The 18,131-nt window shown below is 68.5% G+C and carries 15 protein-coding genes and 1 pseudogene; 7 read left to right on the top strand and 9 right to left on the bottom strand.

The window, feature by feature from the left end; translation table 11 throughout:
• Window positions 1–61: 61 nt before the first annotated feature.
• A complete protein-coding gene (locus K8940_RS04765) occupies window positions 62–3,223 on the bottom strand; it encodes a carboxypeptidase regulatory-like domain-containing protein (RefSeq protein ID WP_223393378.1) in 3,162 nt (1,053 codons plus the stop codon).
• A 606-nt stretch (window positions 3,224–3,829) separates the two neighbouring features.
• Between K8940_RS04765 and K8940_RS04760 the strand changes: the two genes are divergently transcribed.
• A complete protein-coding gene (locus tag K8940_RS04760; protein WP_223393377.1) occupies window positions 3,830–4,237 on the top strand; it encodes a TIGR01244 family sulfur transferase in 408 nt (135 codons plus the stop codon).
• Here the strand turns inward: K8940_RS04760 and K8940_RS04755 are convergent.
• Window positions 4,234–4,392, bottom strand: coding sequence for a hypothetical protein (locus K8940_RS04755; protein ID WP_223393376.1), 159 nt, complete (start codon window positions 4,390–4,392; stop codon window positions 4,234–4,236). The genes K8940_RS04760 and K8940_RS04755 overlap by 4 nt on opposite strands.
• Window positions 4,393–4,465: 73 nt before the next feature.
• Between K8940_RS04755 and K8940_RS04750 the strand changes: the two genes are divergently transcribed.
• Window positions 4,466–5,356, top strand: coding sequence for an MBL fold metallo-hydrolase (locus tag K8940_RS04750; protein WP_223393375.1), 891 nt, complete (start codon window positions 4,466–4,468; stop codon window positions 5,354–5,356).
• Between the two features lie 31 nt (window positions 5,357–5,387).
• Here K8940_RS04750 and K8940_RS04745 read toward each other — a convergent pair.
• Window positions 5,388–7,067: pseudogene (locus K8940_RS04745) on the bottom strand (long-chain-fatty-acid--CoA ligase); the annotation flags it as partial.
• A 266-nt stretch (window positions 7,068–7,333) separates the two neighbouring features.
• Between K8940_RS04745 and K8940_RS04740 the strand changes: the two are divergent.
• Entirely contained in the window at window positions 7,334–9,097 is a 1,764-nt protein-coding gene (locus K8940_RS04740; RefSeq protein WP_317847035.1) for an ATP-binding protein, read from the top strand.
• Here K8940_RS04740 and K8940_RS04735 read toward each other — a convergent pair.
• Window positions 9,094–10,593: an AAA family ATPase gene (locus K8940_RS04735; RefSeq protein ID WP_223393372.1), complete on the bottom strand. Its 1,500-nt coding sequence runs from the start codon at window positions 10,591–10,593 to the stop codon at window positions 9,094–9,096. The genes K8940_RS04740 and K8940_RS04735 overlap by 4 nt on opposite strands.
• Window positions 10,594–10,751: 158 nt before the next feature.
• On the opposite strand from K8940_RS04735, the gene K8940_RS04730 reads away from it, so the two are divergent.
• Complete coding sequence (locus tag K8940_RS04730; protein WP_223393371.1) at window positions 10,752–11,372, top strand: TetR/AcrR family transcriptional regulator; 621 nt, start codon at window positions 10,752–10,754, stop codon at window positions 11,370–11,372.
• 4 nt (window positions 11,373–11,376) lie between these two features.
• Here K8940_RS04730 and K8940_RS04725 read toward each other — a convergent pair whose 3' ends face one another.
• Window positions 11,377–13,497 carry a TonB-dependent receptor gene (locus K8940_RS04725; protein WP_223393370.1) on the bottom strand — a complete coding sequence of 707 codons (2,121 nt, stop codon included), beginning with the start codon at window positions 13,495–13,497 and terminating at the stop codon, window positions 11,377–11,379.
• A gap of 142 nt (window positions 13,498–13,639) precedes the next feature.
• The gene (gene pdxH / locus K8940_RS04720) at window positions 13,640–14,308 is read right to left on the bottom strand and encodes a pyridoxamine 5'-phosphate oxidase (protein WP_223395769.1); all 669 of its coding nucleotides are present in this window, start codon (window positions 14,306–14,308) and stop codon (window positions 13,640–13,642) included.
• Between the two features lie 129 nt (window positions 14,309–14,437).
• On the opposite strand from pdxH, the gene K8940_RS04715 reads away from it, so the two are divergent.
• The 3 genes from K8940_RS04715 (at window position 14,438) to K8940_RS04705 (ending at window position 16,274) form a co-directional block, all read left to right on the top strand.
• The gene (locus K8940_RS04715) at window positions 14,438–15,139 is read left to right on the top strand and encodes a DnaJ domain-containing protein (RefSeq protein ID WP_223393369.1); all 702 of its coding nucleotides are present in this window, start codon (window positions 14,438–14,440) and stop codon (window positions 15,137–15,139) included.
• Between the two features lie 260 nt (window positions 15,140–15,399).
• Entirely contained in the window at window positions 15,400–15,816 is a 417-nt protein-coding gene (locus K8940_RS04710; RefSeq protein WP_223393368.1) for an organic hydroperoxide resistance protein, read from the top strand.
• Window positions 15,817–15,827: 11 nt separating this feature from the next.
• Window positions 15,828–16,274, top strand: a complete 447-nt coding sequence (locus K8940_RS04705) for a MarR family winged helix-turn-helix transcriptional regulator (protein ID WP_223393367.1) — start codon at window positions 15,828–15,830, stop codon at window positions 16,272–16,274.
• A 16-nt stretch (window positions 16,275–16,290) separates the two neighbouring features.
• Here the strand turns inward: K8940_RS04705 and K8940_RS04700 are convergent, their stop codons facing one another.
• From K8940_RS04700 to K8940_RS04690, 3 genes are all read right to left on the bottom strand, one after another.
• On the bottom strand, window positions 16,291–16,698 hold the full coding sequence (locus K8940_RS04700) for a DUF4282 domain-containing protein (RefSeq protein WP_223393366.1): 408 nt from the start codon (window positions 16,696–16,698) through the stop codon (window positions 16,291–16,293).
• Between the two features lie 187 nt (window positions 16,699–16,885).
• Window positions 16,886–17,416 carry a hypothetical protein gene (locus K8940_RS04695; RefSeq protein ID WP_223393365.1) on the bottom strand — a complete coding sequence of 177 codons (531 nt, stop codon included), beginning with the start codon at window positions 17,414–17,416 and terminating at the stop codon, window positions 16,886–16,888.
• 85 nt (window positions 17,417–17,501) lie between these two features.
• Entirely contained in the window at window positions 17,502–18,125 is a 624-nt protein-coding gene (locus tag K8940_RS04690; RefSeq protein WP_223393364.1) for a TetR/AcrR family transcriptional regulator, read from the bottom strand.
• Between the last annotated feature and the right edge of the window lie 6 nt (window positions 18,126–18,131).

Raw genomic sequence — 18,131 nt, 5'->3', positions numbered from 1 at the left:
AAGAAAACGGCGGGCTCCTTTCGGAGCCCGCCGCCATCTCTGTCCTGGAAGGACGTCGACCTTAGAAGTTCAGGTCGAAGCCCAGGCGGACGTAGCGCGGGGTCTGATAGCCCGAGCCGATCGTGCCCGAGGACGAACCCGGCTTCAGGTAGTTCGGGTCCACGCCGCCCGACTTCAGGTCGCCCTGTTCGTAGAGCTCTTGAGCGCCCTTGAAGTTGAACAGGTTGAACACGTCGGCGCGCAGAACCAGGTTGCCGGCCGGCAGGATGGTTTCCGGCACTTGGTAGCGCAGCGACAGGTCGAAGCGCTTGATCCAGTCGCCCTTAGCCACCGAACCGCGGTTCACCAGCTTGCCTTGGCAGTAGTGGGCCGGGAGGATGGTGTACGAGTTCGACGCACCGACGGTGTCGGCGTCGAAGCCGACGCCGGCCGGCACCAGGCCTTGGCAGCCGTAGTGACGCGGCGAGATCACCGAGGCGTTACCACCGATCGTGATGTTGTCGGTCAGGGCGTAGGCGCCGAAGACCTTGAACTGGTGACCGTGGTGGTTCGGCAGCAGGCCGTAGGCGCCCGGCATGAAGGCCAGGGTGTCGAAGTCGGACGTGATGCCGGCGTCGGCTTGGCCGGTGTCGGACTTCACGGCGCCTTCGAAGTTACCCTTCGATTCCGACAGCACGTACGAACCTTGCAGGCTCCACTTGCCGTCCCAGGCGCGATCAACCTTGAACTGCAGCGAGACGTATTCACGCTTCGGCTTGGCGTAGCCCAGGTCCGAGGCCTTCAGCGTCAGGGTGCGCAGGGTGGTTTCGCCCGGCAGCGGCTCGTAGAGCACCGCTTGGACGTCTTCACCCGGGTTGATGATCAGGTACTGGTTCAGGCCCGGCCACAGGTCTTGGCAGCCCGAGTTCGAAGCGGTGTGCAGAGCGTAGCCGTTGGCCTTGCAGTAGGCGACCACGGCCGCGTCGATGGCGGCGTCGTCGGCGGCCCGCAGCAGCTTGCGGTAGGTCAGCGTGACGCCGGCCTTCCACAGGCTGTCGAAGCGGTGTTCGAAGCCCAGGATGTACTCGTCTTCGGTCGTCGACTTGACGTTCAGAGCCGAGACGGCTTCCGGGGGCGGCGGGACGCCGCGCGAACCGACGGTGCAGCCCACCACGTTCGGCGTCACCGGAACGATGCCGCGCGAGATGTAGAACGGGCTACAGGCCGACATGCCGCCCTGACCGGTGATCAGCGAACCGAGGCCCGAGACACCACCGGCCGGGAGGCCCGTGGCGGCGTCCAGAGTGCCGAAGGCCGTCGCGTTACCGGCCGGCAGGAAGTACTGCGTGACGTCCAGGTTGTTCGAGGCCGCGCGGAAGGCGGTGTTGGCCGCGACCGGCAGATAGTAACGGCCGTAGTAGCCGAAGATCTTGTTGGTCTTGTCACCCGACGGGTCGTAGGAGAAGCCCAGGCGCCAGGCCTTGTTGTTGTCGGCCTTCGAGAAGACCTGACCGGCGGCGTCCTGCACCTGGAACTTGTCGACGCGGTAGCCGATGTTCAGGCTCAGACGGTCGTTCAGGTCCCAGTTGTCCTGGATGTAGTAGGCTTGGTTCTTGCCTTCGAACATACCACCACCGGTGAACGTCCGCAGCGAGACGTACTGCTGGCCGGCGGCCAGGCCCAGGGTGTTGCCGGCGGCGGCCGTGAAGTAGTTCCAGTTCTGACCGCCGTTACGCGTGCTGAAGTTCGTGTAGATCTGCTTTTCGTGGTCGTAGCCACCGCGGATGTGGTGGTCGCCGAACAGGCTGACATAGACGTCCACGTCGCCGCGGTAGAACTTGCGTTCGGCTTCCGACGGACGGGTGCCGGCCGCAACGGTCTGGCGGCTGATGGTGCGCGCGGTGCCCGAGCGGCTGTCGACGACGACCGGCTCGTTCACGAGGCTGTTGTACGTCGCGGTCAGGAACTTGGTGTCGCCGTAGGCGGCCGAGACGGTCAGCCAGTCGGTGAAGTTGCCGGTGTAGCGACCGACCCAGCTCGGACCACCGTAGTCCCAGATCTGCTCGATGGTCTTGCCGCCGATGACGCCGGTGGCCGGCGTATAGGCGTAGCGTTGCTGCGCCTGCTGCTGGCGGGTGTTCATATAGGTGAATTCGAGGTGCTGACGGTCGGTGATGTAACCGTCCAGCTTCGCCGCCCACACCGGGTCATTGTACTTGGTCACGCCGTAGTAGTTGCCCGTGATGGCGCCGGTCTTGGAGACCGACTTCGGGGCTTGGTACAGGGCGTAGAAGAACAGGTGATCGGTGATGATCGGGCCGCCGGCTTCCAGCACGACATCCTTGTACGACGACGTACGCAGGTTGTTGGCGGTCTGGAAGGTGTTCGGCGAGTGCTCGCGCAGGCTGCTGGGCTCCCAGTTGCCGTGCACGGCGAAGGTGAAGGTGTTCGTGCCCGACTTCGTCACGGCGTTGACGACGCCGCCGGTGCCGCGACCGAATTCGGCCGAGTAGCCGCCGGTCTTCACTTCCACGGTCTTGTAGAAATCGAACGGCACCAGGGCCGCGCCGATGCCGTTCACGAAGTTCGTGATGTTCAGGCCGTTGATGTAGAAGACGTTTTCACCGACCGACGTACCCGAGATCGAGGCTTGGGCCAGACCTTGGGCCGAGAAGGCCGAGTCGCCGGCCACGGCCGACGGGGCCAGCAGGGTCAGGGCGGTCACGTTGCGGGCGATCGGAACCTGCTTGACCAGGGTTTCGACGTCCAGCACGGCGCCGGTGGTGGTGCCTTCGAAGTCCAGCTTCGGGTTGGCGGTGGCGGTCACGACGACGGCGTCGACTTCGCCTTCCTTCGGCAGGGTGAAGCCGTAGTTCGAGTTACCCAGGCTGACGCGGACGTTGCCGTCCGAGGTCGGCAGGTAGCCAGCGGCGGTGATGGCCACCGAATAGCCGCCAAGCGGGATCAGGGCGGCGCGGAACTTACCGTCGCTGTCGGTGGTCAGGTTACGCTCGAAGCCTTGGCTCAGCGACTTCACCTTGACCGAAGCGCCGGCGACCGGGGCGCCGTCGGCGTTCGTGACGGTGCCGACGAGCGTGCCGCTCGAATAGTCCTGGGCGCTGGCCACGGTCGGCGCCACGACCGCCATCGTCGCGATCGCGACGGGCGTGACGACCGCCGCCAGACCGGCGAGCAGGGTCGTCGTCAGTAGACGCGCGCGGGCGCTACCTTTGGTGGAATTCATCTTGTTCAAATCCCCTCTGAGCATGGCGCGAGCGGCAAATCGGACGAGTCCCCCTCTAGAAACTTTGTCCGACCTGGAGCGGAAAACCGCCTATTCGCGCCACGAGATCACTAGTGTCCCGGAAACATTTCCCCGGTTGCGACGACGTTAGGGGCCGTCACCGCCAAGGGTCAATTGTCATTGCAAAAATGTAACCCACATCGCCAACCGCTGTCGCAAAATCGCCACAGCACCGCCCCTTTTCGAAAGATCGGCGGTCCACGGCGCTGTCCAAGTGTCTGAAAATCAGAACAAAACTTGGCCACGCCCTTGATTTTCGTAGGTTATTTCGCCCACCCGAAAGGGCGCCGCGAGCGCGCGCATTTCGAAGTATTTCCGACGGTGTTTTTCACTCACGGTAATTGACAACAGGGAAACCATCCCCCGCTGGGCGCGATTTGCGGGTAAATATCCGTTAGGATTCACCATGCTGACAGCACATTATCCCCGCGATTGATCGTGTAGCGTGCACCCGTCGGGGCGCCGCTGACCATTGCCTAGGCGCCCCCGGGTCGCGAAGATGCGGCCGGGCGGCGGACTGCGCCGCGTGCAGTTTTCGGCGAACCCATGAGCGACTTCCGGCGCGTCACAGAATCCTTTTCCGTCAGTCCGCAGGTCGCCGAGGCCGACATGGCCCGGGCCGCGGCCGAGGGATTCGTGCTGGTGATCAACAATCGCCCGGACGGCGAGGATCCCGACCAACCGTCCAGCGCAACGATGGAGGCGGCGGCGCGCGCCGCGGGCCTGGACTATCTGTATGCGCCCGTGCGCGGCGGCCCGACGCCGGACCAGATCGAGGCGGTGCGGGCGGCGGTCGAGGCGGCCGACGGCCCGGTCCTGGCCTTCTGCCGATCGGGCACGCGTTCGATCGTCACCTGGTCGATCGGCCAGGCGCTGGCGGGCGAGGACCGTGAAACCCTGGTCAACCAGGGCCTTCAGGCGGGTTACGATCTTTCCGGCGTGCTGCCGCGCTAGAAGACGCCTTGGTGGGCGGCCGACTCGCGGGCCGCCATCGGCGTCGGTTCGGCCTGGCAGCTGGCCAGGACGAACTGGGCCAGGATGATACACAGGACGGCGAAGACCGCGCGTTGGAGCCGTTTTGACACAAAAATCGCCGCGTCCGTCGCCATGACCGTCCTTCCAGGGGGTTACTGGCGGGACGAGGCGCAAGACCGGCGCCGCGCTCGGCCACGGAGCACCTCGATGATTCCCTTCGTCCGCGAGCTGGCGTTCGAGTATGGCCGCTGCGACCAGGTCTCGCCGCTGATCCGGCGCGTCATCGCCCGCAATCCGGGCCCGTTCACCTACACCGGCACCGGCGTCTACATCGTCGGCGAGGGCGAGGTGGCGGTGATCGATCCCGGCCCTGACCTGCCCGAACACTTCGAAGCGCTGAAGAACGCCCTGGCGGGTGAGCGGGTGACCCATGTCCTGGTCACCCACCATCACCTGGACCACTCTCCCCTCGCCCATCCGCTGGCCCGCGCGTTCGGGGCCAAGGTCTTCGGCCTGCCCGCCCCGGCGCCCTACGCCAACGACGCCCCGGCGCTGGAAGAAGGCGCGGACGATCGCTTCCGGCCCGACGTGGTTCTGGCCGACGGCGACGTGCTGAGCGGTCCTGGCTGGACGCTGGAGGCGATCACCACGCCCGGCCATACCTCCAACCACGTCTGCTTCGCCCTGCGCGAGGAGAACGCCCTGTTCTGCGGCGACCACATCATGGGCTGGTCGACGACGGTGATCACCCCGCCCGATGGCGACATGGGCGACTATTTCGCCAGCCTGGAGAAGGTGAAGGCGCGCGGCTTCGACACGCTGTGGCCCACCCACGGCGCGCCGGTCCGCGAGGTCGGCCCGTTCATCGACGCCTATGTCGCCCACCGGCGGGCGCGCGAGGCCCAGATCCTGGACGCCCTGGGCGCGGGCCTCACGACCATCAAGGCCATGGTGCCCAGCCTCTACGCCGCGGTGGATCCCCGGCTGCATCCGGCCGCCGCCCACTCGGTGCTGGCCCACATGATCCAGCTGGCGCGCGAAGGCCGGGTCACGGCCGACGGCGCGCCGGGCCTGGAGACGGAATACCGGCTGGCCTAGGGCGCCCCGCGCCTCAGCCGGCGCTCACGGCGGCCGATGACGACGGCTGCAGCGGCGTCGCCGGCAGCTGGTAGCCCTCGTCGGCCAGGCGCTTGCGGATCAGCTTCTTGTCGATCTTGCCGGTCGCGCCCAGCGGGATGTCGTCGACCAGCAGCACATCGTCGGGCATCCACCACTTGGCGATCTTGCCGTGCAGGAAGTCGATGAAGGTCTGCCGGGTCGCGGTCTCGCCGGGCTTCAGCTTGACCAGCAGCACCGGCCGCTCGTCCCACTTGGGATGGGCCGCGCCGACCACCGCCGCCAGGGCCGCCGAGGGATGGCCGACGGCGATGTTCTCGATCTCGATCGTGCTGATCCACTCGCCGCCGGACTTGATCACGTCCTTGGCCCGGTCGGTGATCTGCATGAAGCCGTGGTCGTCGATCGTGGCGACGTCGCCGGTGTCGAAGAAGCCCTCGTCGTCCAGGATCTTGCCGCCCGCGCCCCGGAAGTACTCGGCGGCGATGATGGGCCCTCGGATCTTCAGATGTCCGAAAGCCTTGCCGTCATGCGGCAGCGGCCGGCCCTCGTCGTCGCGCAGGCAGATCTCGACACCCAGCGGCGGCCGCCCCTGCTTCAGGCGATAGGGCATCTGCTCGTCATAGGGCAGTTGCTCCAGCGCGTCGGTCATCACCGACAGGGTTCCGACCGGCGAGGTCTCGGTCATGCCCCAGGCATGGACCACCTCGACGTCGTACTTGTCGTGGAAGGCGCGGATGATGCTCTCGGGACAGGCCGCCCCGCCGATCACCACCTTCTTCAGCAAGGGCAGCTTGGCGCCGGTGGCCTCCAGGTGCTGCAGCAGCATCTGCCAGACGGTGGGCACGGCGGCCGAGAACGTCACGCCCTCCGTGTCCAGCAGTTCGAAGATCGAGGCCCCGTCCATCTTGGCGCCCGGCATCACCATCTTGGCGCCCGTGCCCGGGGCCGAGAACGCCACGCCCCAGGCGTTGGCGTGGAACATCGGCACGACCGGCAGGATCACGTCCTTCTGCGACAGGCCCATCACGTCGGGCTGCAGGGTGATCAGGGTGTGCAGGAAGTTCGAGCGGTGCGAGTACAGCACCCCCTTGGGATCGCCCGTCGTGCCCGAGGTGTAGCAGAGGCCGGCGGCCGTATCCTCGTGGAATCCGCCCCAGGCGCAGTCGGCGTGATGCTGCTCGACCAGATCCTCGTAGGCCAGCAGGCCCTTGAAGTGGGGCGCGTCGCCGGACAGGGGGAACGCGGCGGGCATGTGGCCGCGGTCGGTGAAGACCACCACGTGCTCGACCCGCGGCAGGCGCGGCAGGATCGCCGCCAGGATCGGCAGGAAGGTCAGGTCCGAGAAGATGATCCGGTCGCCGGCGTGGTCGGCGATCCAGGCGATCTGCTCGGGGAACAGGCGCGGGTTCAGGGTGTGGCACACCGCGCCGAGACCCATGATGCCGTACCAGGCCTCCATGTGGCGGGCGGTGTTCCAGGCCAGGGTCCCAACCCGGTCGCCCGGCTTGATTCCCAGGGCCAGCAGGGCGTTGGAGACGCGCTTGGCCCGGTCATGGACCTGCGTGTAGGTCGTGCGCACGATCGGCCCCTCGACCGACCGGCTGACCACCTCGCGGCCGCCGTGCCACGACGCGGCGTGGTCGATGATCTTGTCGAGGGTCAGAGCCCCATGCTGCATCAGTCCCTGCATCGGAACGCGCTCTCCCGGATTGCTTATCGTTGTTCAGGCAAGGCTATCGGCGCGCGGCCCGCCGCGCAACGCGCGGCGCTTCACAAGGGAAAGGACCGCGCGACGCGCGGCGCTCGCGGCGGGAAAGCATCGGGCGATATCGGTCGCCTAGCCGACGCACGCGCTGATCGGTCGCAGGAGGCGTAAAGAGACTCTTGGTTGTCGCCAGGAGATAGTCTCAACGTGGGCGAACACTGTTCGTCGTTGGGAGACGATCCTTGGGTTGGGTGGCCGAGACACTGGCGGACGAGCGGCTGGACGAGGTCGCCGCCGACATCCGGCGGCTGGGCCCCTCCCGCGTGTTATCGGGCTGCCTGGGCGCGACGATCGTCGCGCTGGGCCTGGGGTATCGGATGGCCCTGGCCTGGCTGGCCAGCTTCCTGGTCGCCGAGGGCCTGGCCTGGCTGGCGACGCGCGATTTCGGCAAGGGCAGGCCCGGCACGCGCCGCGAACGCGCCGCCTTCGTGCTCGCGGCCATCCCGGTCAACGGCAGTTGGGCGGCGCTGGCGACGCTGCTGTGGATGCACGGTTCGGATCGGCTGAAGATCGCGGCCGTAGCCATCTGGTGCGGCCAACTGGTCTTCACCCAGCAATATCGCCACCAGCCGCTGGCGCTGCTGATCATCAGCGCCCTGGCGCCGGTGGTCTGCCTGATCGTGTTTCCCTTCTTCTTTCTGGCCGGCTCGGACCCGCTGACCCAGGCCACGCGCTGGTCGCTGGTGCTGCTGATCGGCGTCACCCTGAACGTCGCCCTGCGCAACCGCGCCGCCGCCCGGCGCATGGACGAGCTGACGCGCGGCCTGCGCGACGAGCGCGAGCGGGCCCTGGAGGCCGCCCGCGCCAAGTCGACCTTCATCGCCGTCACCAGCCACGAGCTGCGCACGCCGATGAACGGCCTGCTGGGCATGGCCCACGCCCTGGAACGCTCGAACCTCGACCCGACCCAGCGCCAGCAAGTCGAGCTGATGATCAAGTCCGGCGACAGCCTGATGCAGCTGCTGAACGACGTACTTGACCTGTCGCGCGTCGAGGCCGGCAAGGTCGAGCTGGTCCCCGAGGCGATCGACCCGCGCGCCATCGTCGGCGACGTGGTCGACGCCTGGCGCGACGCCGCCGAGGCCAAGGGCCTGTCGCTGTTCGCCCGCTTCGATATCGAGGTCCCCGCGTGGGTCCGCGCCGATCCCCTGCGCATCCGCCAGGTGCTGACCAACCTTGTTTCCAACGCCGTCAAGTTCACCGCCCAGGGCCACGTCCGGGTCTCGGTCAGCGCCGAGCCGGTGGGCGACCCCAGGGACGACGAGCATCTGATCCGCTTCATGGTCTGCGACACCGGGCCCGGCGTGCCGCCCGAGGCCGCCGATCGCGTTTTCGACAGCTTCACCCAGGCCGACGAGACGATCTCGCGCGGCTATGGCGGCGCGGGTCTGGGCCTGGCCATCTCGCGGTCCCTGGCCCGCCAGCTGGGCGGCGACCTGGTGCTTCGGCCGGGAAGCGGCGGCGGGGCCTGCTTCGTGCTCAGCATCCGCGCGGCGACGGTCCAGCCGCCGGTCGCGCTCCAGCCCGAACCCGAGGTCGAGGACGAGGCCCTGGACCAGATCCACGTGCTGATGGCCGAGGACAACGCCATCAACCAGCTGGTCGTGCGCACCATGCTGGAGCCGGCGGGCGTGGCCCTGACCGTGGTCGAGAACGGCCAGGAAGCGCTCGAGGCGATGTCCCGGCGGCGCTACGACTGCGTGCTGATGGACATCAACATGCCGGTGATGGACGGCATCACCGCCCTGGAAGCCATCCGCGCCGGCCGCGCCGGCGATCCCGCCCTGCCCGTCATCGCTCTGACCGCCTCGGCCATGGCCGGCGACCGCGAGCGGTTCCTGGGGATGGGCTTCGACGACTATCTGGGCAAGCCGGTCCGGCCCGCGGACCTGATCACCGCCATCCTCCGCGCGGTGAACCCCGATCCGCCCGACGAGGGCCGGCAGGCGGCCTAGCCCATCGCCTCGGCCAACGCCCGCGCCTCGTCCTCGAAGGCGCTGACCGTGTCGACCTTGCGCCAGGTGATCTCACCCGTATCCCGCGACAGCTGGCTTTCCAGCACCGCCACGTCGGCGTCCGAGGCGTCGTTGACGCGGGCGGCCACGCGCTCGCGCAGCACCTCGGGCGGGGCCTCCAGCCAGACGCCGAGGAAGGCGACGTCGCAGCTCTTGGCCAGCGCCTCGGCGCGGGCGCGCTCCTCGGGCTTCAGGAACACCGCGTCCAGCACCACCGAGCGCCGGGCCTTCAGGCACAGCTCGGCGTCGTGGAACAGCTGATCGTAGACCCTCGCGCTCATCTCCGGCGTATAGGCCTCGCGCGGCAGGCGCTGCAGCGAGGGCACGCCCCACAGGCGCTTGCGGATCTCGTCGGTGCGCAGGACCACCGCGCCTGGCGCCGAGCCCAGGCCCGGAGCGCAGACGCGCGAGAAGGTCGACTTGCCCGAGCCCGACAGGCCGCCGGCCGCCACCAGGCTGACCGGCTTGGGCGCCAGGTGCTCGAGCGCGGTCTGGAGATAGGCGCGCGCGGCCTCGTCGTCGCCGGTATAGGCCCAGACGTGGGTGCGCACGGCGGCGCGGACCGAGAGCATCAGCGGCAGGGCCGCCAGACCCGTCCACAGCCCCTCGCCGAACGTGCGGGCGGCCTCGTCCAGATAGGCGTTCAGCACCCGGCCGGCGGCGTCGCGGCGACGGCGGAAATCCAGGTCCATCAGCAGGAAGGCCAGGTCGTACTGGATGTCGATGTCCGACAGGGTGTCGTTGAACTCGATGCAGTCGAACAGGATAGGCTGCCCGTCCTCGATCAGGATATTCCCCAGGTGCAGGTCGCCATGGCAGTGGCGGGCGAAGCCCTCCTTGGCGCGGCCATCCAGCAGCGGACCCAGGCGCTCCAGGGCGATGTCGGTCTCCTGCACCAGACGCTCGACCGCCTGCTTGCCCAGGCGCGGGGCCAGGCCCCGCAGCAGGTTGGCGTTCGAGGCGATGGTGTAGCCCAGGGCCGACACCCCGCCGCCCTGCGGACGCAAGCTGGCCCCGGCGTGGAAGCGGGCCACCGTGCGGCCCAGCGAATCCTCCAGCGCGTCGTCGATCGCCCAGGGCTGGGTAGCCAGCACCCCCGACTGGTCGAAGCGGCGCATCTCCAGCAGGTACTCGACGATCTCGCCCTGGCCTTCCAACTCGAGTCCGCCATCGGCGGTCCGCGTCAGGCGACGCACCTCGCGATAGATGTCCGGCGCGGCGGCGCGGTTGAAGGTGAGTTCGCGCTCCAGCGCCCAGCGGCGCAGCTCCAGCGTCGAATAGTCCAGGAAGCCGAAGTCGACCGGGCGCTTCACCTTGAAGGCCGAGCCGCCGATCAGGAACACCCGGGCGCACGAGGTCTCGATCGTGCTCTCGGCCCGGCCCTCGAACCAGGCGGCCACTTCCTGCTCGCGCGCGGCTTCCGCGTCCTTGATCACGCCGAAAATCCCATCTGTCCGCGCACGAAATCCGGCGCCGGCGCTCCATAGCCGAAACAAGCTCGCGAGTCCTCTCGCGCGACCTTTCATCCCAGCCTTGCTTAGGTCCCATTTTCGCGGCTAGATTGTATCAAAGCCAATCCAGTGCGAGTGTTCACATGCTTGTCGGCGCGGGTCTGAAACGGTCGGGTCACAAGCGCGAGGAGATTCTCGGCTCCGCCAGGAGCCTGTTTCTTCGCCAAGGCTATGCCGACGCCGGCATGGAGGTGGTGGCGCGCGCCGCCGGGGTCTCGACGGCCACCCTCTACGCCTACTTCCCCAGCAAGGCCGACCTCTTCAAGGCCATCGTCATGGAGACGGTCAGCGGCATCGCCGCCCCGGTCCGCGAGGCCGTGCGCGTCAAGGGCGACGCCCGCACCCGCCTGACCGCCCTGGCCTGCGCCTACGCCGCCTTCTTCTCGCGTCCGGACACCCGCGCCATGTTCCGCATGGTCACGGCCGAGCGCCGCCGATTCGAGGATGTCGCCGAATACTTCCTGCAGAGCGCCCGCGACGAGCTGGGCGGCGCGTCGATCTCGGTGATCAACGACCTGGTCCGTTCCGGCGAACTCAAGGTCGACAAGCCCTCGTGGGCCGCCGGCCAGCTGATGGGCATGCTGGACCACGTGACCCTGGTCCTGGGCCTCTCGGCCGGCGACGAGGTCCAGCCGAGACGCCCGATCAAGGCGATCGCCGAGGACGCGGTGGAGACGTTCCTGGCGCGGTACGGGGCCCGCTAGGCCTCTATCGCGAGAAGCGCAGCTCCAGCCCGAACGTGCGCGGCGGCGTGATCGTGGACCGGGGCTCCCCCAGCAGCACGAAGGCGTGGCCGATGTAGCGATGGTTCGCCAGGTTCCTGCCGAACAGCGCCAGCGCCCATCGGCGGTCGGGGCCGCGCAGTTCGGCGCGCGCATTGAACAGGTGGCTGGGATCGCGCGAGAAGGCCAGGAGCTCGCCGGGCTGATGGTAGATGCGGCTGGCATAGGCATAGTCGCCGCGAAGGACCAGTTCGCTTCCGCCTGCGAGCGCGTGGGTGTGTTGCGCCCCCACGCTGAGCTGAACCTTCGGCGCCCGGTTCAGGCGGTCTCCGGAATAGTCGGCCAATGAGACGGGATCGATGAACCGGTCGTAGCGGGCGTCCAGCAGCGCGGCGCTGGCGGTGATCTCCAGGCGCCGGGCGGGATAGGCCGTCATCTCCAGTTCGACGCCCTCGATCGTGGCGGTCGCGGCGTTGCGGACGACCAGGAAGCCCAGCGCGTCGGCCGTGCGCACCTGCAGGTTCTGGTAGTCGTAGTGGAAGGCCGTGGCGTTCAGCCTGAGTCGGCCCCCGAACCCGTCGCCTTTGAAGCCGGCCTCCACGGCCTTGATCTTCTCGGGCGCGAAGACGTTCGGCAGCGGGCTGGTGATGACGCTGACCGAGGTCGATCCGCCGCTCTTAAAGCCCTCGGAATAGCTCGCATAGACCAGGAGCCGCTCGCGCGGCCGGTAGTCGAGGCTCACGCGCGGGGAGAGGTTCGACCAAGTGGTCTCCTGCGTGGACCTCGGATACGAGTTGAACAGCGGCGGGATATCCACCGTGAAGTCCTGCTGGAAGCTGAACCGCTTCGTCTCGGTGCTCCAGCGCAGCCCACCGGTGACGGCCAGCCGGTCGGTGACGCGGTAGCTGGCCTGGCTGAAGGCGGCGAAGGCGGTCGTGCGGTTCGAGCCCCGGACGTTCTCGCTGGTCGCGCTGGGCAGGCCCAGGACGGCGGTGAAATCCAGATAGATCGGGCTGAACGTGTCGGCCTCTTCCCGGAAATAGTAGAGGCCCGCGAGCCATTGCAGGGGCCCCGCGCCGGTCGAGGCCGCGCGCACCTCCTGGCTGACCTGCGAGGTCTTGTCGTACTGCTCGAAATAGACGGCCTTGAGCGCGCTGGCGTCGGTGTCGATGACGTTCGCCAGCTTGGCTTCCCGGTATCCAGTGATCGCTGTGAGTTGGACGCCGGGAAGGTCGCGGACGACCGTCAGCGACAGCCCCCAGTAGTCACGGTCCTCGCGCGGCGTGACGTCCAGCGCGATGCGCTTGGGGTCGAAGCTGGCGTCGGTGCTGTCGTGCACGACCACGGGCATGTCGTGATAGCCCACGTCGGCGTTCAGCGTGACGTCGAGCGTGTCGCTGGGCCGCCAGCGCAGCGCCGCGCGCAGGGCGAAAGTCTTCTCGGGGTCGAGGTCGTCGCCAGTGAGCGTGTTGTGGGTATAGCCCTCGCGGCCGCTGGCCGAGACGGCCAGCTTGCCGGACAGGTCATGACCCAGCGGGCCCATCGCCAGCGCCTGGGCGCCCCACGCCCTGTAGTTCCCGACCCGTCCCAGCGCCTCGAACACCGGGACGTCGCCCGGCTGGCGCGTCACCACATTGATCGCCCCGCCGGTGGCGTTGCGGCCATACAGCGTGCCCTGGGGACCGCGAAGCACCTCGATCCGCTCGACATCGACGAGGTCGAACAGGTTCATGTACGAGCGCGCCAGATAGACGCCGTCCAGATAGATCGCGACTGGCGCGTCGGCGCCGATGCCCAGGTCGTTCTGGCCGACGCCCCGGATCGAGATCGGCGTCGCGCCCTGCCCCTCGCCCGTCCCGATGGTCAGGCCGGGCGTGAAGGCCGCCAGGTCGCGCAGGTCGCGCGCGCCGGCCCGTTCCAGTTGCTCGAATGTGAAGGCCGACACCGCCAGGGGCGTGTCCTGGAGGCGCGTCTTCTGGTGAGTCGCGGTGACGAAGACCTCCTCGACGGTCCCCTCGCCCGATTGCGCCAGGCAGGGCCCCGACGCGGCGACGCCCAGGGCGCCCGCGACCAGCGCGGCGCGACATCTTCTCGAAACGCCGCCCATGACCCCTCCGACCGCGTCAGCTGGGCCAGACTATGTCAGGGTCCCGACCGTCGTCGCTTTTGCGATGGTCTTCGCGGCCTAGCCGATGGTCGGGGGCGGATAGACCTTGGTCGAGGCGCTCCACCCTCTTGTCGCTAGGCCGTCAGGGAAACAGCCGCTTGGTCGTCCAGCCCTGGCCGACGCGGTCGAAGACCAGGCGCTCGTGCAGGCGGAACGGGCGGTCGCGCCAGAACTCGATCGTCACCGGGACGATGCGGTAGCCCGACCAGTGCGGCGGGCGCGGCACCTTGGAGAGGCCGAACTTCAGGCCCATCTCGGCGACTCGCTTTTCCAGGGCCAGGCGGTCGGGCAGCGGGCGCGACTGGTCGCTGGCCCAGGCGCCCAGCTGGCTGTGGCGAGCGCGGCTGGCGAAATAGGCGTCGGCCTCGGCCTCGCTGACCGGCTCGACCAGGCCCCGGATTCGCACCTGGCGACGTAGCGACTTCCAGTGGAACAGCAGCGCCGCCTTGGGCTGGCCGTTCAACTCGCGCCCCTTGGCGCTCTGCGTGTTGGTGTAGAAGACGAAGCCGCGCGGATCGAAGTCCTTCAGCAACACCATGCGCGAGTCCGGCATGCCGTCGGCGTCGACGGTCGAGACGGTCATGGCGTTGGGGTCGTTGGGCTCCTTCTTGCCCGCCTCCTCCAGCCACTCGGCGAACAGGGCGAAGGGGTTCTCCTCCGACAGCAGGGCCGGCGGGACCGCCTGGGTCACCTGGCGGACATAGTCATCCTCGCTGGGCGAGGCGGGGATCAGGGTCGGGTCGGCGCTCATGATCCTGATATAGGCCGCGCGCGCGGCGCGGGCCACCGTCGGGGCGTCCTTATGGAGCCGTCGGGTGGTCATGTGGATGAAAGTCTTAACTTAACGCCCCGTTGACCATCCCGGCGCCAGGGTCCGGCCATGACCGCCCGTCACGCCGCCCTGACGCTTTCGGCCGCCCGCGCCCTGCTGGGCGTGGCCGCCGACGCGGGCGAGCGCGAACTGCGCAAGGCCTATCGCGAGGCCGCCAAGCGGGCGCACCCAGACCGTCCGACCGGCGATGCGGCCCTGTTCCGCGACGTGCTGGCCGCCTACCGCCTGCTGCAGGAACATCCGTACCAGCCGGCGACCTTCCCACCCGCCGTGGCCCAGGGCGCCCCGGTCGCCGACCGCGTGGTGCTGGAGATCGACATCGCCGTCGCTGTATCCGGCGGGTCCGAGGAGCTGGCCATCGACGGCCGTCGCCTGCGCCTGAAGCTGCCCGCCGGCCTGCGCGAGGGCGACAAGGTCCGGGTCGAGGGCGTGACCTTCGAGGTCCGGCACCGACCACAGGACGGCGTCCTGGTGCGCGGCGACGACCTGTGGCTGACGGGCAAGGTCGATCCGCGCGTGCTGACCGAAGGCGGCCGCGTCGACGCCGACACCCCGCTGGGCCGCCGCCCCGCCTGGATCTCGACCAAGGCCGCCGAGCGCGGCCTGGTCCGCCTGGCTGGCCAGGGCCTGCCCGCCCGCGCCGACCACAAGGCCGGCGACCTGTTCCTGCGCCTGGAGGCCGCCGAAGCCGGCGCCGAAAGCCCGGCCCGCTCCCTGCTGAAGCGCTTCGCGGCCGCCTGGGCGGCTTAGGGGACCTCTCCTCCCCATTAGGGGGAGGTGGATCGATGCGGATACGCATCGAGACGGAGGGGGTCCGCGAAGCGGTTCTGCGTAGGCCGCGCCCCAAAGCCCCCTCCACCGCCGTTCGGCGGTCCCCCTCCCCCTGAGGGGAGGAGAGTTGACACCCTTCGCACCCGCCGACCGCACGCGATCTTTTTCGAGACCCGTGCCTTGAAATTAAATCGCGCGCGATTAAATCGCTTGCATCAACACAAACGGAGGATCTCCCGATGACCACGCTTTACACCACCCGCGCCACCGTCGTTGGCGGCCGCGACGGCCATGTCCGCAGCGAAGACGGCCTTCTGGACGTTCAGCTGTCGATGCCCAAGGCCCTGGGCGGCAAGGAAACCGGCACCAATCCCGAGCAGCTGTTCGCCGCCGGCTACGCCGCTTGCTTCCAGAGCGCCATGGCCCACGTCGCCCGCACCCAGAAGATCGGCCTCGCCGGCTCGACTGTGACCGGCCAGGTCGGCCTGGCCACCCAGGAGGTCGGCTTCAAGCTGGAAGTCGCCCTGGAGGTCGAGACCCAGGGCCTGAGCCAGGCCGAAGCCGAGGCCCTTGTGGCCACCGCGCACCAGGTGTGTCCGTATTCGAATGCCACCCGTGGCAATGTGGACGTGGCCATCAGCGTCAAGGCGCTCTAATCATTAGGTCGATGAGCAAGAAACCCGCGTCGTCCGATCGCCCTGTCGAGGCCCTGCGCCTGGATAATCAGCTGTGCTTCGCCCTCTATGGCGCGGCCAACCGGATGACGCGGCTCTATCGACCGCTGCTGGACGCCCTGGGCCTGACCTATCCGCAGTATCTGGCGATGCTGGTGCTGTGGGAGCGGAGCCCCCAGACGGTGGGGGCCCTGGGCGATGCGCTGGACCTGGATTCCAGCACCCTGACCCCGCTGCTCAAGCGCCTGGAAGCCAGCGGCCTGGTCGAGCGCCGCCGCGATCCCGAGGACGAGCGGCGGGTCATCGTGGCCCTGACCGACAAGGGCCGCGCCTTGCGTGATCAGGCCGAGGCGATTCCCGAACAGATGATCTGCGCCCTCGACACCCCGATCGAGGCGCTGGGCGCGCTGCGCGAGCGCCTCAAGACGCTGGCGAAATAGCCGAACGGGACGGCTCTTAAGCGTGCTCGCTCGGCGCCTGTTGCGCCTGTTGGCGGGCGCGATGGACGGCGTGGTCGGCGTCGCTGGTCTGGCGAAGCGCCCGCAGGTCCTCGCTGATCCGGAAGATGGCGACATAGAACTCGCAGAAGGCGCGCCACAGCAGCACCAGCGCCCCGGCGACCAGCAGGCCGGCGATCAGCACCGGGAAGGCCAGCAGCAGCGAGCCGACGCCCGGCTCCTTGAGCGCCAGGCCGACGGCGGCGCCGACGACCGAGAATCCGAACAGGGCCACGACGCCCAGGCCGGCCCAATAGATGAAGTGAATCACCGGCCCGGTGACCAGGCGGTCGAACGTCAGCAGATCCCACAAAAGCGAATTGGAACCACGCTTTGACTTGTTGGCCGGAGGCATACGGAACCCCAAGACGGCGACAAACGCCTCTTCAGAACGTGATGGTCGAGAATGGACGCCGGTTTTCGGCGACTATCACGTCCCACCCATAACATGAGCCTTTCCGTAAAACGAAAAGGCTCGGGGCCATCGCTACCAGTGACGAGCCCGCTCGGCAATGCCGAGCGGGCTCGTGGTCGTTTCGGTCCGGATACGGGCCTTATTGCTGCGGCTTGGCGCCGGCGACGGTGGCGTCGATCTGGGCCTTGGTGGCCGTGGTCGAGACGCTGCCGTCCGCGCCCGCGCTCAGGCTGTTGCCCGGCAGGGCGAACTTCACGCCGCCATTGGTGACGATGACGTTGGTCGAGCCGTCAGCGCCCGTGCTGGTGCCGGTGATCTGGCCGACGGGCACGCCAGCGGCGTCCTTAACGGCCGAACCGACCTTGAAGCTGGCGACATTGGCCGAGCTCGGCGTCGCGGCGCTATCGGCCGGATTGGCCGAGGGCGAGGTGGTGGTCTGGGTGGTGGTCGTGCTGGACGGCGTCGAGGTGGTCGTCGTCGACTGAGTCGGAGCCGTCGGCGAGGCGGCCGGGGCCGCGGGGTCCGGCATGGTGGCCGGAGCCGTGGCCGGAGCGGTCGTCTGGGCCGGCGAGGTCGTCGTCTGGCTGGTCGTCGTGGTGCTCTGGGCGAAAGCGGCGCCGGCGAACGTCAGGGACGCGGCGGCGGCGAGCAGGGCAAGCTTGTTGGTCATGTTTTCACTCTCCGTCGAGGGCCCCTCCCGGCGGAAACAACGTGACCTTGCCGTGACGGTTCCGTCGCGGAGTCGACACGCGGCTCTACCGGAGCGCGTTTTTCGTCGCCAGCAGCGCCGAGATGTAGCTCTCCATCAACCGGACCAGTTCATCCTCTAGGCTGGCCGGATCCAGGGCCAGGTCGCTCTCGACGGTCGCCGCGCGCAGCAGGCCGACGACCGCGTGGGTCAGGACGAAGCCGGCCTCGGGCGACAGGTCGAAGCCCAGCACCGCCTTGCCGGCGATCGCGTCGAAGAAGGCCACGTGGTTGCGCATGACCACGTCGTCGCCGCCCTCCTCCGTCAGAGCGTCCAGCAGGGCGCGGCGAGTGGCGGGCGAGCCCTCGAAGGCGGTGGCCAGGGTGCGGACGATCAGGCGCACCGCGCCGATCTCGGACCTCTCCACGGCGGAGTTGCCGATCACGATCTGCGCGATGCGGTCGCGGGCCGCCGCCGCCCGCCGCTGGGCCAGGGCCGCCAGGATCGCCTGCTTGCCGCGGAAGTACTGGTAGAGCGTGCCGACGCTGACCCCTGCCCGCTCGGCGATGTGGTTGGTGGTCAGGGCCTCGACGCCGCCCTGCTCCAAAAGTTGAAAGGCCGCCTCCAGAATCGCCTCGACCGTCGCTTCCGAGCGCGGCTGGCGCGGCGTTCGCCTCGTCTTTTCAGTCACTTGCCA

Origin of the sequence: Caulobacter segnis (assembly GCF_019931575.1) — a bacterium.
Lineage (GTDB): Bacteria > Pseudomonadota > Alphaproteobacteria > Caulobacterales > Caulobacteraceae > Caulobacter > Caulobacter segnis_C.
The sequence above is the reverse complement of the archived record's forward strand: the minus strand, read 5'-3'. Positions and strand labels throughout refer to the sequence as shown.

Bases quoted from the DNA above. Each gene is read 5' to 3' on its own strand.
- K8940_RS04765 (WP_223393378.1), bottom strand. From the start codon at position 3,223: ATGAATTCCACCAAAGGTAGCGCCCGCGCGCGTCTACTGACGACGACC.
- K8940_RS04730 (WP_223393371.1), top strand. From the start codon at position 10,752: ATGCTTGTCGGCGCGGGTCTGAAACGGTCGGGTCACAAGCGCGAGGAG.
- K8940_RS04715 (WP_223393369.1), top strand. From the start codon at position 14,438: ATGACCGCCCGTCACGCCGCCCTGACGCTTTCGGCCGCCCGCGCCCTG.
- K8940_RS04725 (WP_223393370.1), bottom strand. From the start codon at position 13,497: ATGGGCGGCGTTTCGAGAAGATGTCGCGCCGCGCTGGTCGCGGGCGCC.
- K8940_RS04705 (WP_223393367.1), top strand. From the start codon at position 15,828: ATGAGCAAGAAACCCGCGTCGTCCGATCGCCCTGTCGAGGCCCTGCGC.
- K8940_RS04755 (WP_223393376.1), bottom strand. From the start codon at position 4,392: ATGGCGACGGACGCGGCGATTTTTGTGTCAAAACGGCTCCAACGCGCG.
- K8940_RS04710 (WP_223393368.1), top strand. From the start codon at position 15,400: ATGACCACGCTTTACACCACCCGCGCCACCGTCGTTGGCGGCCGCGAC.
- K8940_RS04760 (WP_223393377.1), top strand. From the start codon at position 3,830: ATGAGCGACTTCCGGCGCGTCACAGAATCCTTTTCCGTCAGTCCGCAG.
- K8940_RS04695 (WP_223393365.1), bottom strand. From the start codon at position 17,416: ATGACCAACAAGCTTGCCCTGCTCGCCGCCGCCGCGTCCCTGACGTTC.
- pdxH (WP_223395769.1), bottom strand. From the start codon at position 14,308: ATGAGCGCCGACCCGACCCTGATCCCCGCCTCGCCCAGCGAGGATGAC.
- K8940_RS04750 (WP_223393375.1), top strand. From the start codon at position 4,466: ATGATTCCCTTCGTCCGCGAGCTGGCGTTCGAGTATGGCCGCTGCGAC.